Origin of the sequence: Brevibacterium sp. FAM 24630, assembly GCF_049804075.1 — a bacterium.
Classification (GTDB): domain Bacteria; phylum Actinomycetota; class Actinomycetes; order Actinomycetales; family Brevibacteriaceae; genus Brevibacterium.
Genome location: NZ_JBNBZD010000004.1, coordinates 1 through 13013, shown reverse-complemented (window position 1 = coordinate 13013; position 13013 = coordinate 1). Strand labels below are relative to the sequence as shown.

The 13013-nt window shown below is 66.0% G+C and carries 10 protein-coding genes; 5 read left to right on the top strand and 5 right to left on the bottom strand.

Features of this window, described 5'->3' with window-relative positions; translation table 11 throughout:
• The first annotated feature begins 173 nt into the window (after positions 1-173).
• The gene (locus ACPUD7_RS04355) at positions 174-968 is read left to right on the top strand and encodes an amino acid ABC transporter permease (RefSeq protein WP_135537515.1); all 795 of its coding nucleotides are present in this window, start codon (positions 174-176) and stop codon (positions 966-968) included.
• Positions 968-1753, top strand: a complete 786-nt coding sequence (locus ACPUD7_RS04350; protein WP_276606417.1) for an amino acid ABC transporter ATP-binding protein — start codon at positions 968-970, stop codon at positions 1751-1753. The genes ACPUD7_RS04355 and ACPUD7_RS04350 overlap by 1 nt, the downstream gene beginning before the upstream one ends.
• 89 nt (positions 1754-1842) lie before the next feature.
• On the opposite strand, the gene ACPUD7_RS04345 is transcribed toward ACPUD7_RS04350, so the two are convergent.
• Positions 1843-2802, bottom strand: a complete 960-nt coding sequence (locus ACPUD7_RS04345; RefSeq protein WP_425119261.1) for a hypothetical protein — start codon at positions 2800-2802, stop codon at positions 1843-1845.
• 285 nt (positions 2803-3087) lie between these two features.
• On the bottom strand, positions 3088-5787 hold the full coding sequence (locus ACPUD7_RS04340; RefSeq protein ID WP_425119347.1) for an aminotransferase class I/II-fold pyridoxal phosphate-dependent enzyme: 2700 nt from the start codon (positions 5785-5787) through the stop codon (positions 3088-3090).
• A 319-nt stretch (positions 5788-6106) separates the two neighbouring features.
• Here ACPUD7_RS04340 and ACPUD7_RS04335 point away from each other — a divergent pair, with 319 nt between their 5' ends.
• Together ACPUD7_RS04335 and ACPUD7_RS04330 are read left to right on the top strand one after the other, a co-directional pair.
• Complete coding sequence (locus ACPUD7_RS04335; RefSeq protein ID WP_135537517.1) at positions 6107-7834, top strand: thiamine pyrophosphate-dependent enzyme; 1728 nt, start codon at positions 6107-6109, stop codon at positions 7832-7834.
• Between the two features lie 104 nt (positions 7835-7938).
• Complete coding sequence (locus ACPUD7_RS04330) at positions 7939-9570, top strand: amidohydrolase (protein WP_135537413.1); 1632 nt, start codon at positions 7939-7941, stop codon at positions 9568-9570.
• Positions 9571-9642: 72 nt separating this feature from the next.
• Here ACPUD7_RS04330 and ACPUD7_RS04325 read toward each other — a convergent pair whose 3' ends face one another.
• Positions 9643-11007, bottom strand: coding sequence for an aspartate aminotransferase family protein (locus ACPUD7_RS04325; protein ID WP_425119260.1), 1365 nt, complete (start codon positions 11005-11007; stop codon positions 9643-9645).
• Between the two features lie 88 nt (positions 11008-11095).
• Here ACPUD7_RS04325 and ACPUD7_RS04320 point away from each other — a divergent pair, with 88 nt between their 5' ends.
• On the top strand, positions 11096-11707 hold the full coding sequence (locus tag ACPUD7_RS04320; protein ID WP_425119259.1) for a YigZ family protein: 612 nt from the start codon (positions 11096-11098) through the stop codon (positions 11705-11707).
• A gap of 24 nt (positions 11708-11731) precedes the next feature.
• Here ACPUD7_RS04320 and ybaK read toward each other — a convergent pair whose 3' ends face one another.
• Positions 11732-12232, bottom strand: a complete 501-nt coding sequence (ybaK, locus tag ACPUD7_RS04315) for a Cys-tRNA(Pro) deacylase (RefSeq protein WP_135537416.1) — start codon at positions 12230-12232, stop codon at positions 11732-11734.
• A 236-nt stretch (positions 12233-12468) separates the two neighbouring features.
• Positions 12469-12816, bottom strand: coding sequence for a metallopeptidase family protein (locus ACPUD7_RS04310; RefSeq protein ID WP_135537417.1), 348 nt, complete (start codon positions 12814-12816; stop codon positions 12469-12471).
• Positions 12817-13013 lie beyond the last annotated feature (197 nt).

Below are 13013 nucleotides of genomic sequence, written 5' to 3'. Positions count from 1 at the left end.
CCGGCCGTCTCGTCGGCTGAGCGCGAACTCGCCACCTGCACTTCACCTCCACCGGCGGTCACCACCGCCACCGCATCAGAAGGACAACACCCATGTCATCACACCATGTGACTGGAGACGGCGACCGGACCGGCACCGACATTCCCGTCGCCACTGCGACTCCCAAAGCGAAGATGAGCAAACGCCAGAAGGCGAAGATCTCGCGCGGGATCCAATACGGCATCCTCATCGTCATCGCCGCCGTCATCGCGGTCGTCGCCGATTGGCCCACACTCATCGATACCTTCGGCCGCGTCGATATCGCCATCGGCATGTTCCCCGAGGTCATCACCAAAGCGCTGAAGAACACCGTCGTCTTCACCGGCCTCGGCTTCGTTCTGGGATTGGCGATCGCCATCGTCCTCGCCCTCATGCGGCTGTCCTCGGTCGGCGTCTACCGCTGGCTGGCATTCGTCTACACCGAATTCTTCCGCGGGCTGCCGGCTCTCGTCGTCTTCCTCGTCATGGGCTTCGGTCTGCCCCTGGCCTTCAAAGGCTTCAACCTCCCACAGCTGATCATCATCATGATTGCGTTGGCCCTGGTGTCGTCCGCATATATGGCCGAGACGATCCGTGCCGGCATCCAGGCCGTTCCCAAAGGGCAGGTCGAGGCGGCCCGCTCTTTGGGAATGTCGTCCTCGCGGGCGATGTTCACGATCGTCCTGCCACAGGCGATGCGGATCATTCTGCCGCCGCTGACCAACGAACTCATCCTGCTGACGAAGGATTCCTCGCTCGCCTACATCCTCGGCTCCTCCGTCGACGGCCGCGAGCTGACAGCACTCGCCCGAGCCGAGATCGTCAATACCGCGAACCTCACCCCATTCATCGTGGTCGCCCTCTGCTACCTCGTGATCACAATCCCGCTGTCGTATCTGTCACGGGTGCTCGAACGCAAATACGGTTCCGCCGATTCAGGAGTGAAATGATGACCGACTCAGCAACCACCTCGGCGCGGGCCACGGCGACCCCGATCATCTCGATCCGCAACCTGCAGAAGAGCTTCGGGTCCAACCAGGTGCTCACCGATATCAGCCTCGACGTGAGCAAGGGCGAAGTCGTCTGCGTCATCGGCCCCTCGGGATCGGGAAAGTCGACGATGCTGCGCTGCATCAACACCCTCGAGGATCCGACAGGAGGGTCGATCGTCGTCGACGGGATGGATATGACCGACCTCGACCTCGACATCGATGCCGCTCGCACGCGAATCGGCATGGTCTTCCAGTCCTTCAACCTCTTCGGCCACCTCACCGTGCGAGAGAACCTCACGGTCGCCCAGATCAAGGTGCTGCGCCGGTCGAAGGCCGAGGCCGACAAGGTCGCCGAGGCGAACCTCGCGAAGGTCGGACTCTCCGAGAAGATCGAGGCCAAGCCCTCGTCACTGTCCGGCGGCCAACAGCAGCGGGTGGCGATCGCTCGAGCGCTGAGCATGGATCCGGACGTGATGCTCTTCGACGAACCCACCTCGGCGCTCGACCCCGAGACCGTCGGCGATGTCCTCCAAGTCATGCGCAACCTCGCCGAGGCGGGGATGACGATGGTCGTCGTCACCCATGAGATGGAGTTCGCCCGTCAGGTCGCCGACCGTGTGGTGTTCATGGACGGCGGTGTCGTCGTCGAAACCGGACCGGCCAAGGAGGTCATCGGAGATCCACAGGAGCAGCGGACGAAGGACTTCCTCTCCCGCGTGCTGCACCCGGGACAGCTGGGTTAGCGCCGCGAGTCTCCGAGAGGACCAGTTGGCTTCGAGAGATCCGGTTGCAAGCGGGCCGCTCGAAGCCAACTGGTCCTTTCGACATCGCCTCAGCCTCCGAGGTTGGCGATTTCGGCGCTGATCCGCTTGAACTCCCGTGCCCGGAAGAGGTCCGCCCATACGAGGTTGAACACCCGGAAACCGGCGTTGAGGAGCCTCATGTGTCGTTCGTGGATCTCGATGCTCGCCCGGTCGGGGCCCTTTTCGCTGAGGTAGTACTTGCCGACACCATGGAACTCCGCGATCACGGGCAGACGCTCGTGCCTGAAGTCGTTACGCGCAAGCCACGCTCCCGCCTCGTCGAAGGTGTCGACCTGCGGCTGCATTCCGGTGATGCCGAACCGGAAGAACTTCACCGCGCACAGCGACTCTCCCGGCGACTCATGCCGTTCATCTGCGAGCTTGAGTGCCTGAACCGCATCCCTGCATCCCCGTCTTCCTCGTACGATCCCGCTCGACAGGTCCTCGATCGAGGCATCGCCCCGGCGCAGAGCGGTCGAGATGATCGGAACCGACGTCTCCAAGCTGTAGTCATGTGCGATGTCGAGCAGCGTCCGTAGGATCGTCGTCACAGGAAGGTCAGCGACGGCAGAGGCGTCGTCGGCGGGGAGCTTCCGTTCTCGGATTCGGATCGTCGGCTTGCTCCGGTGGAATCCTCGTCGAATCGCCTCGGCGACATCCGTGGCAGGAAACGGTGGGTCGAGCCCATGGATGACTGCGGCAGAGATGTGTGAGAACACCGCATCCCGCGGCAGGTCGTCGGCGTGAGAGCGGATGAGGATCTTGAGCCTCTCCGTGTCGTCCCGAATGTCGCCGTAGGTGCGCGGGTGTTCGGTTGCAGAAGCTTCGTGGACGAGCCGCAGCGGCTCATGCCCCACCTGGGAACAGCTTCGACGCAGCACGAAACGACCTCGCCGAACTCGCTCCAGACAGCACTCGAGGGCATCGCGTATGCCTGCATCGGTGAAGCCGAGTTCACGGAGCTCCTTGGCACTGAAGACCGATACCATAAAGCAATTATGTGCATCACTTGTCAGCAAATGCAATCAAACGAACTAATCTTCTGGACGGAGCTCTGACGAGGTCATCCAGTTTCGAGCGCCGAATGTCAGCGAGCGGACCACTGAGCGTCGAAAGGACCGGTTGCAACTGGTCCTTTCGACGCTCAGTGGTCCGTTGGGGGTAGAAGCGACGCTGAGTGGTCCGCTGGGCGTCAAGGCGACGCTGAGGGGCCCGCTCGGTGGCGAGCGCTGGGCACGCGAGACCGAACACTCGGCACCGGACGTCTCGCCGCCTTAGCTCTGGGCGCCCTCGACCACCTTCGGCAGGATCACGCGGTAGCCCAGGCGCGGGTCATAGCCGTGGATCTCACGGGTGTCCAGCGCCGACATGAAGTCGAGCACCTCGACGGTGATGATCTGCCCGGGCACGAGCACCGGGAAGCCAGGCGGGTAGGGAGTGACGAACCCGGCCGAGACCGGCTGCTCACCTCGCTCCACGCGTCGGCGCAGCTCGTGCGGGAGCACATGCTCGATGTTCTTCCGGCGCAGACCGGCATAGTAGGCGCGGCGCAGGTCCCCGTCGGGCAGCTGCTTCGACGGGTCGTCGGCAGGCACCTCGGCGGCATAGTCGGGGGCGAAGGCACTGAAGTCCGGCAGCGAAGGCATCACCGCGGCCGGCTCCGTCAGCGCATCCTGCTCCGGGGCCTCGTGCGGGTCGTTGAACATCCCGGCCAGTTTGACGAGGACCTCGATGAGATAGGCCACGGCCGAACGGGAGGTGCCGATGTTCGTCATGAACAGCACCGTGTTCCGGCTCGTCTTGTTCACCTGGATGCCGTAGCGGTCCATAAGGTGCTCGTGCTTGAACGTGTCTCCGTCGACCCCGGTACCGGAGATCTCGACGGTGATGCGGCTGGGGTCGACGACGAATTCGTCGCGGACCCAGGCGTCCCACATCGTCGACAGGCCATCGCGCAGCGGCATCGTCCGATCCGTGACCCGGTACTCCTCAGGGATGAGATCGGCGGCGGTGAGGACCTTGAATGTCTTCTTCAGCAACGGGTGCCGAGCGATCGCCGACGACAGGCTCATCGCCAGGTCGAGCTGCTTCTGCACGAGCGCGAAGCCCTCCATCTCCACCTGCCTGCGCCCGAGGTCGAGGGAGGCGAGGATCTGATAGTTCGGCGAGGTCGAGGTGTGCGTCATGTACGCCTCGTGGAAGGCCTCCTCGGCGCCGGCGGCGAACTCCTGATCGTAGACGTGGATCATCGAACCCTGGCGCAGCGCGGTCAGCGTCTTGTGCGTCGACTGGGTCGCGTACACGCGGATCGTCGCGTCCGGCGGCGGCAGCAGGTCCTCTTCCAGCCACACCGCATCGGGGGCCGGGGCACCGGTCTCGGGGTCGAACAGGCGCTTCTGCTGCTCTCGGTACGCCGCGGCATGGGCATTGGTGGACAGGGTGTCCTCGAGGGTCTCTGCGGCGACCATGGCGGTGCGCTTGCGGGTGACCGGGTGGAACCGGGCGAAGGCGAACCAGGCTTCGTCCCAGAGGAAGACGAGGTCGGGTTTGATCGCCAGGCATTCGGACATGACCTTGTACGGGTCGTAGACGATGCCGTCGAAGGTGCAGTTGGTCAGGGTGATCATCCGCACCTCGTCGAGGCGGCCGGCTGCCCGGTAGTCGAGCAGCAGCTGCTTGATCCGACTCAGCGGAACCGCCCCGTAGAAGGCGACATCGTTGAGCGGGTAGGCCTCGAGGTACGCGGTGCGCGCACCGGTGAGCATGAGCGCGTGGTGGTGGGACTTGTGGCAGTTGCGGTCGACCATGACCACTTCTTCGGGTGAGACGACGGCCTGGTGGACGATCTTGTTCGCCGTCGAGGTGCCGTTGGTGACGAAGTAGGTGCGCTTGGCGCCGTAGGCTCGCGCAGCCAGCGCCTGCGCCTTCTTCAGCGTGTGCACCGGAGCCAGCAGGGAGTCGAGCTCGCCCGAGGTGGCGCTGGATTCGGCCAGCAGCAGATTGAGCCCATAGAAGTCGACGAAGTCCCCGATCCACTTCGACCCGACGACCGATCCGCCGCGGGAGACCGGCAGGGCGTGGAACACGCCGGCCGGGCGGCGCGCATGCTCACGGATGGCGTCGAAGAACGGGGTGTCGTAGAGATGCTGGATGCGTCGCAGCAGCGACAGGTGCAGTTCGAACTGGTCTTCACGGCGGAAGACGCGCCGGAACCGGTGGGTCAGCGCCCCGGCGAGACTTTCGATGTGCGCACCGGCCATGAGGTAGAGGTCGAGTTCCGGGCGCAGGTTCGCCAGGGTGTCGGCCAGACGCAGCACTCGGCGCACCGAGTTGAGCGGGCTCATCGGGGCCGTCGGAGATTCCTTCGTCGAGGTGTGCGCGAACTCGATGGAATCGCGCAGATCGCGGCTGAGCACCTCGCGGGTGTCGTCGGTGAACCCGGGACGGATGACGCAGGCGAGCAGGTTCGGGTTCGTCAGGGCCGCGGCGACGGCGTCATCGGCAGTGGGGACGATGACGTAGTCGTAGATGAACTGGTCAGAGGCGTTGCGGAGTTTGAGCAGGTCGGTGTGCAGCTCGTCCCTGCCGCCCTCGGTGGTCTCATCGACGATGAGCACCTCGAAACGGGGCCGGGTGTCCTGCCGGTCTTTGATCTCGGCGCGCTCGTCCTCGGTCAGGTCGTCCTCGCCCGTGTCGGGCACCGTGGTTCCACGCAGCCGGTTGACGGCCCGGGTGATCATGTCATGTGCCCGGTCGAATTCGCCGTTCGAGAGCAGCTCGGTGATCTCTTCGACGTAGCGCTGCCCGAAACCGCCCCAGTAGAGCTCGATCGTCTTCAGCGAGCGCAGGGACCGCCAGACCTCGCCGTCTTCGGCGATCATCGAGAAGTCTCCGCCGCTGACGGCCAGACGCTTGATCGCGAACTTCAGGTACTCCCAGGCATCGGAACGCAGCCGCCAGGTACTCGTCGGCATGCCCGGATCCCGTTCGAGCTGTGCCTTGCGCGGCTTCGACTGGAACCCTGCTCGACCGCGCCTTCCGTCGGCACCGCGTTCGGTGAAGTCGAGCGCCTGCGCCGATTCTTGGTCGGAGTCGATGCCGGTCATGCGTATGCCTCCTGGCTGTCAGTCCTCTTCCGTCGTCTCTGCGACGACGGTTCCCTGCTCATGGGTTCAGGCGGCGGGCCGCACTGATTCCGTTGTTGCACGATCATACGACCTCACACAGGCGAATGTTCCTGGTGGGGACCTCGTGAGACAACAACAAGAGCGAAAAGGATGATAAGCATTGAGTATGGATACCTCCGCGTCGCTTTCCGCAGGCCACCTCATCGTCGAGGAACTCGAAGCTCACGGGGTCCGCCGTGCCTATCTTGTGCCCGGCGAATCCTTTCTCGACGTCCTCGACGGGCTTCATGATTCGGCGATCACCCCGATCGTCTGCCGTCAGGAAGGCGGGGCCGCCTATATGGCCGTCGCCGAGGGGCGGATGACCGGTGTGCCCGGCATCGCCATGGTCACCCGCGGGCCGGGTGCCTCGAACGTCATGGTCGGCGTCCACACCGCTTTCCAGGATGCGACTCCGCTCGTCGTGTTCGTCGGCCTCATCCCCACCGCTCATCGCGGTCGCGAGTCGTTCCAGGAATTCGACCTCAACGGCTGGTTCTCAACGACCGTGAAGAAGGTGCTCACCCTCGACGACCCGGCCAAGGCCGCCGAGGTGGTCGTCGACGCCATGCACACCGCCGTGAGCGGTCGGCCGGGTCCCGTCATCGTCGGCCTGCCCGAAGAGGTGCTTGTGCAGGCGAGCTCCGGCCGGGTGCTGCCGCCGCGTGTGCTCGGTTCGGCCTCCCCCTACGCCGGAGACGTCACGGAGCTGCGTGCCCGCATCACCGCCGCCGACCGCCCCGTGCTCATCATCGGCGGCGAGGACTGGTCGCCGGCGACCTCACGACGCATCGCCCAATGGTCGCGCGACCGCGGCATCGGCGTGCTCGGCACCTTCCGCGCCTACGACGGCATCGACCACGACAGTCCGAACTTCCTCGGCATGCTCGGCTACGGGGCCACGCCCGTGGCCGAACGCGTCCTCGCCGAGGCGGACCTGCACATCTTCCTCGGCTGCGTCCGCACCGATGTGTCCACCGACGGCTTCACTCTGGGCACGGATCAGCGCACCGTCGTCATCGGTCCCGATGCCGACGCACACGGTCACTTCGGTCGCCTCGACCAGCACATCGTCACCTCGGTGTCGCGCTTCGCGCAGAGTCTGTTCTCCGAGGACGGGTCCCGGACGTATTCGGTGTCCTCGGACGGGTCGATCGACGAACCGCCCCTCGGTGATGCCCTCTCCGAAGCGGCCGGGGACACGGTTCCGCTGCCGGACTGGGTGAGGCAGGCGCGGGCCGAACTCGATACGTGGCGCGAACCTCAGGTCGACGGTTCCACGGACGGGCGGGCCGCCTCGGCGGGGTATGTCGACATGGACGAAGCATTCATCCACGTCAGAGACCTGCTTCCGGACAACGCGCTCATCACCTACGGAGCGGGGAACTTCTCCGGGTGGGCGACGAGATTCCTGCCCTCGCACGGGTTCCCCTCCGTTCTGGGACCGCGCAACGGGTCGATGGGATTCGGTCTGCCGGCCGCGGTCGCCGCCGGGCTCGTCCACCCCGAACGGGCCGTGTTCTGCATCGCCGGGGACGGGGATTTCCTTATGAACGGCCAGGAGATGGCCACGGCGGTCCAGTACGGGGCCGATATCACCGTCGTCGTCAACGACAATTCGGTCTTCGGCACCATCCGCGGCCACCAGGACAGGGAGTACCCGGGCCGGGCCACGGCCACGGCGCTGCAGAACCCGGACTTCGCGGCCATGGCCACGGCCTTCGGCGGACTCGGCATCCGCGTCGAGCGGACGGAGGACTTCCGGGACGCCTTCGCACGGGCGCTTGAGCACAAGGGGCTCTCACTCGTCCACTGCACCACCGACCCGTCCGTCCGCAGGGCACGCCTGCCGTGAACGCTGGGCCGGCCCGCTGTGAGCACTGGGCCTGCCGTGAAGGCGGGCGGGGCGGGCCGTGAACCAATGAACGAACTGGTGCCGAACCTGACTAAGGTGACTGCATGAGAATCGACGCGATCTTCACCGACCTCGACGCCCACACTCTCGACCCGGCGCGCCCGCGGGCGCAGAAGATCGGGGTGTTCAACAACCGGATCATCGGCTTCGACGAGGAACTCGACGGCGTCAGTGCCGACCGGGTCGAGTCCTTGGGCGGGGCGACGGTGCTGCCGGGCTTCAACGACGTCCACTGCCACACCGCGTGGTTCGGCCTCACTCTCGCCTCCGTCGACGTCACGGCGCTGCCGGGCGGGCTGTCCGATGTCTACGCCGCGCTCGAGAAGGCCGCGGCCACGACCCCGGCTGGGGAGTGGATCGAAGCCACGGGGTTCGCCCACCGCGACTACGACGGGGAGTACCCGGAGCTGGCCCGCCTCGACGAGATCACCGCAGGCCGTCCGCTGTTCATGCGGCAGACTTCCGGGCATGCCGCGATCGTCAACACCGAGGCGATGCGCCAGGCCGGGATCCTCGCCGACGGCTTCGAAGAGCCCGTCGGCGGCAAGGTCGTCCGCGACGGTGCCGGCCGTCCCACGGGGCTGCTCGAAGAGACGGCGCAGGCACTCGTGCAGGATCTCATCCGACCGTATTCGCTCGACACCCTCGTCGAGGCGATCGACCTCGCCACCGCGTACTACGCGAAGGAGGGCATCACGTCCTTCGGCGAGTGCGGAATCGCCTACGGGTGGATCGGCCACTCCCCCATCGAGATCAGCGCCTACCTGCGCGCCCGGGACGAGGGCAGACTCCGGGCCCGTGCCCAGCTCATGCCGCAGGCCGACGGGCTGCATCCGATCGCGGCGAACTCCGCCGACGGGTTCGGCATCGGTCTGGATGCGGGGCTGCGCACCGGCCTCGGCGACGATCTTCTCTCGATCGGTCCCGTGAAGTTCTTCATGGACGGAGCGATGTCCGGTGAGACCGCGGCGATGCGGGAGAACTATGCGGGCAAGGACCATCCGGGTTACCTGCAGGACGATGCCGCGGTGCTGCGCAAGCAGATTCTGAACACCTACGCCTCCGGGTGGTCGGTGGCCGTGCATGCGATCGGTGATGCCGCTGTCGATGCGGCGATCGAGAACATCGTCGACGCACAGAAGCGCTTCGGGCGGCGGTCGGTTCCCAACCGCATCGAACATGCGGCCATGGTCCACGACGAGCACCTGGCGACCTTGGCCGAGCACGGCATCGTCGTGACCCCGCAGGCGGCCTTCGCCGAGGGCATCGGCGACGGGATGAATGCGTCCCTGGGGCCTGAGCGGCGCCGCCTGCTCTACCGTGCGAAGTCCTTCATCGACGCCGGTGTGCCGATGGCGGGCAGTTCGGATCGGCCGTGTGCCGACGGCAATGTGCTGCGCGGCATCGAAGCGTATGTCACCCGCGCCACCCGCGGCGGCGACGTCATGGGTTCGGCCGCCGAATGCTTGAGCGTCGACGAGGCGATCGCGGCCTACACCTCGCAGGCGGCCATCGCTTCGGGACAGGGCGCGGACAAGGGCACGCTAACGCGGGGGAAGCTCGCGGACTTCGTCGCCCTCGAGGCGCATCCCGGCGAGGTCGCCCCGACGGAGATCGCGCAGATCCCGGTCCGCGCCACCGTCCTCGGCGGCGATTTCACCCACTCCACCCCCTAATTGCTACTCGACGGCGGCCCAGCAACCTCGCGCGAGGTTGCTGGGCCGCCGTCGGGTAGTTCTGGGAGGGTGTCAGCGGGAGAAGTCGAGGTCGGTGAGGACCTTCTCGAAGACTCCGAGGCCACGTTCGAGGTCCTCTTCGCTGATGTTGATCGGCGGGACCACGTGCAGCCGGTGATAGTTGTTGAACGGCACCACGCCGTGCTCCTTCAGCGCCGCGACCACCGAGGCGACCTCGGGAGAACCGCCGCCGTACGGTGCCAGCGGTTCCTTGGACTCCTTGTCCCAGACGAGTTCGATCGCCCAGAACGCGCCTGTGCCGCGGACTTCGCCGACGTGCTTGGAGTTCTCCGCGATCTGGCGCAGGCGCGGACCGATGATGTTCTCCCCGATCCGAGCGGCATGGTCGACCATGCCCTCGTCCTCCATCGCATTGATCGTCGCGACCGCCGCCGCACACGCCAGCGGGTGCCCGGAGTAGGTGAGCCCGCCGGGGTAGACGCGTTCGGCGAAGGTCTCGAAGATCGCCTCGTTGATGACGACTCCGCCCAAGGGCACATAACCGGAGTTCACTCCTTTGGCGAGGGTGATGAGATCGGGGACGATGTCGAAGTGTTCGAAGGCGAACCATCTGCCCGAGCGTCCGAACCCGGCCATCACTTCGTCGGCGATGAACACGATCCCGTGCTCATCGCACAGCGCCCGCACTCCCTGCATGTATTCGGGGCTGGGGATCATGATGCCGGCGGTGCCGGGGATCGATTCGAGGATGATCGCCGCGATCGTCGACGGACCCTCCAACTCGATGGTCCGGCGCAGGTGCTGCAGCGCTCGCTCGGTCTCCTCCACCTCGGTGGCGGCGCTGAATTCAGAGCGGTAGAGGAAAGGCCCGAAGAAGTGGACGACTCCGGAGTCGCCGCGGTCGCTGGCCCACCGCCGGGGATCGCCGGTGACGTTGACTGCCGTCTCCGTTCCGCCGTGGTAGGAGCGGTAGCGGGAGAGGACCTTGTGCTTGCCGGTGTGGAGGCGGGCCATGCGGATGGCGTGTTCGTTCGCATCCGCGCCGCCGTTGGTGAAGAACACGCGGTCGAGCCCGGCCGGAGTGCGGTCGGTGATGAGCCGTGCGGCTTCCGAACGGGCGGCGTTGACGGTGGCGGGGCTGATCGTGCACAGCAGGTCGGCCTGGTCTTTGATCGCGGCCACGACCTTCGGGTGCTGGTGACCGATGTTCGTGTTCACCAGCTGCGAGGAGAAGTCGAGGAACTCCCGGCCCTCACCGTCGACGACCGTCGAACCAGACGCTCGGGCAATGGTCGGGGGATCGATGAGTCGCTGGGCCGACCAGGAGTGGAACACGTGCGCGCGGTCGAGCTCATGGGCTCGGGCGGATTCGTCCTTGATCGCTGCGAGATCGACGTCGTTGAGTCGGTGCACCATTGTCACCCTTTCGCTGAAGAACCCGGGATGAGCGCGTGAAGTGCGCTCGTGAGGTCATCGTAGATCAGTTTCGGCTACAGTGACGACCATGTCTTATCGGACGATCACCCGCAGTGTCGAAGCCGAGATCGAGATCAGGAAATCCCGCTTCCTCACCCGCCTCTCCCCCGTCGCCGACGAGGCCGAAGCCCGCACGGTCATCGCCGAGGCACGTGCCGAGCATCCGAAGGCCCGCCACCACTGTTCGGCGTTCGTGCTCGACGTGGATTCGCGGACACAGCGCTTCAGCGATGACGGGGAACCGGCGGGAACCGCGGGCGCCCCGATCCTCGATGTGCTCACCGGGCACGATCTGACCTTCGTCGTCGCGGTCGTCACCCGGTACTTCGGTGGGACCCTGCTCGGTGCGGGCGGGCTCGTGCGCGCGTACGGTCAGGCCACCTCGGAGGCGGTGGATCGGGCCGGAATCGTCACCCGGCTTGAACGCGTCCCGGTGTCCGCGGCCGTCGACTACGCCCAGGCCAATGCCCTCGAGCGGGCGGCCGGGAACCGGGGATGGACGACGCGGGCCGAGTACGGCGGTGACGTCGGACTCGATATTCTCGTCCCCCTCGCCGAGGTGGATCTGGCGCTGGCGACATACGCCGACCTCACCGCCGGTCGGGCGGAGCCGACGGTCGGTGAGGTCGAATGGGTGTGAGCCGAGAGAACGGCCCGAGAGCACTCAGTCGAGTGCGGCGATCTTCGCGACCTGCGCGTTCGTGAGCATGACGAGATCCTCGGGACGGATCTCGATCTCGAGGCCGCGGCGGCCGGCGGAGACGAACACGGCCGAATGTTCGAGCGCGGTGCGGTCGATGACGACGGGCACGGCATGGCGCTGCCCGAACGGGGAGACTCCCCCGACGGGGTAGCCGGTGCGGCGTTCGGTCTCGGCGACGCCGGCCAACTGGGCTTTCTTCGATCCGCGCGCGGAGGCCAGGGCCTTGAGGTCGAGCTGTCCGGAGACGGGCACGAGCGCGGTCACGGGAGATCCGTCGACCTGGATCATCAGGGTCTTGAACACCTGGTCGGAGCCGACGCCGAGCTTGTCGGCGGCTTCCGAGCCATAGCGACGGGTGGCGGGATCGTGATCGAAGCTGTGCAGGCTGTATTCGATTCCTGCCAGATTGAGCACTCGCACGGCCGGGGTTGCCGCGCTGGTTGTCTTGGATGCAACTGTCATAAGGGGGTCGTGCCTCCTGCCCGCAGGTCTGCGGGACACGATAGGCGCAGCTGCCCAGGACCTTCTCTCCAGGCCCCGTGATCCCGCGTCGATACGGACGGAATTCTTGTATCGGTGCTGATGGGTACCCGCCCACAATAGGCGAAGTGGCGGCGCGTGCGCCAATTGCCGTCACGCGAAGCAATCTGCAAAGCAACCTGCCGGCAACCGACCCGAGAGCGTGCGCGACCCTCTGCTCAGCCCCAGCCGAGTTCGTGCAGCCGGTCATCGTCGATGCCGTAGAAGTGGGCGATCTCGTGGACGATGGTGATGACGATCTCGTCGCGCAGATGGTCGCGGTCGTCTGCGAAGTCGATGAGGTTGTCGCGGTAGATGAAGATGTTGTCGGGCATTTCGAAGCCCGCGATCCCCCGCTCCCCGATCGGCGTGCCGTCGTATAGACCGAGCAGGTGCCGGTCGCCGTCTTCCGGACGGCTCTCGACGAACAGGGCGACATTGTCCAGCTGCTCGGTCACCCCGGCAGGCAGGAGGTCGAGCGCCTCGTCGAGGATCGCGTCGAACTCCTCATCGCTCAGGGATTCCATGCCTCCTACTCTAGGTCGACGCCTCAGATGAACTCCACCGCAAGGGGGAGGTGCCAGGCGACGGTACTGCCTAGCCTCGATTTTTCATGGTGTGGCTCGCGCCCATGATTCTCGCGCTATGGAGCGCATTCGGTTCCGGTTGTGCCATTCGGGTATGACGCGACCACCGTGTCTCGCCACGGTTCGGCGGGGACCCA

What these genes read in the sequence shown, in the direction of transcription:
- ACPUD7_RS04355 (WP_135537515.1), top strand. Translation starts at nt 174, where the DNA reads ATGAGCAAACGCCAGAAGGCGAAGATCTCGCGCGGGATCCAATACGGC.
- ACPUD7_RS04350 (WP_276606417.1), top strand. Translation starts at nt 968, where the DNA reads ATGACCGACTCAGCAACCACCTCGGCGCGGGCCACGGCGACCCCGATC.
- ACPUD7_RS04345 (WP_425119261.1), bottom strand. Translation starts at nt 2,802, where the DNA reads ATGGTATCGGTCTTCAGTGCCAAGGAGCTCCGTGAACTCGGCTTCACC.
- ACPUD7_RS04340 (WP_425119347.1), bottom strand. Translation starts at nt 5,787, where the DNA reads ATGCCGACGAGTACCTGGCGGCTGCGTTCCGATGCCTGGGAGTACCTG.
- ACPUD7_RS04335 (WP_135537517.1), top strand. Translation starts at nt 6,107, where the DNA reads ATGGATACCTCCGCGTCGCTTTCCGCAGGCCACCTCATCGTCGAGGAA.
- ACPUD7_RS04330 (WP_135537413.1), top strand. Translation starts at nt 7,939, where the DNA reads ATGAGAATCGACGCGATCTTCACCGACCTCGACGCCCACACTCTCGAC.
- ACPUD7_RS04325 (WP_425119260.1), bottom strand. Translation starts at nt 11,007, where the DNA reads ATGGTGCACCGACTCAACGACGTCGATCTCGCAGCGATCAAGGACGAA.
- ACPUD7_RS04320 (WP_425119259.1), top strand. Translation starts at nt 11,096, where the DNA reads ATGTCTTATCGGACGATCACCCGCAGTGTCGAAGCCGAGATCGAGATC.
- ybaK (WP_135537416.1), bottom strand. Translation starts at nt 12,232, where the DNA reads ATGACAGTTGCATCCAAGACAACCAGCGCGGCAACCCCGGCCGTGCGA.
- ACPUD7_RS04310 (WP_135537417.1), bottom strand. Translation starts at nt 12,816, where the DNA reads ATGGAATCCCTGAGCGATGAGGAGTTCGACGCGATCCTCGACGAGGCG.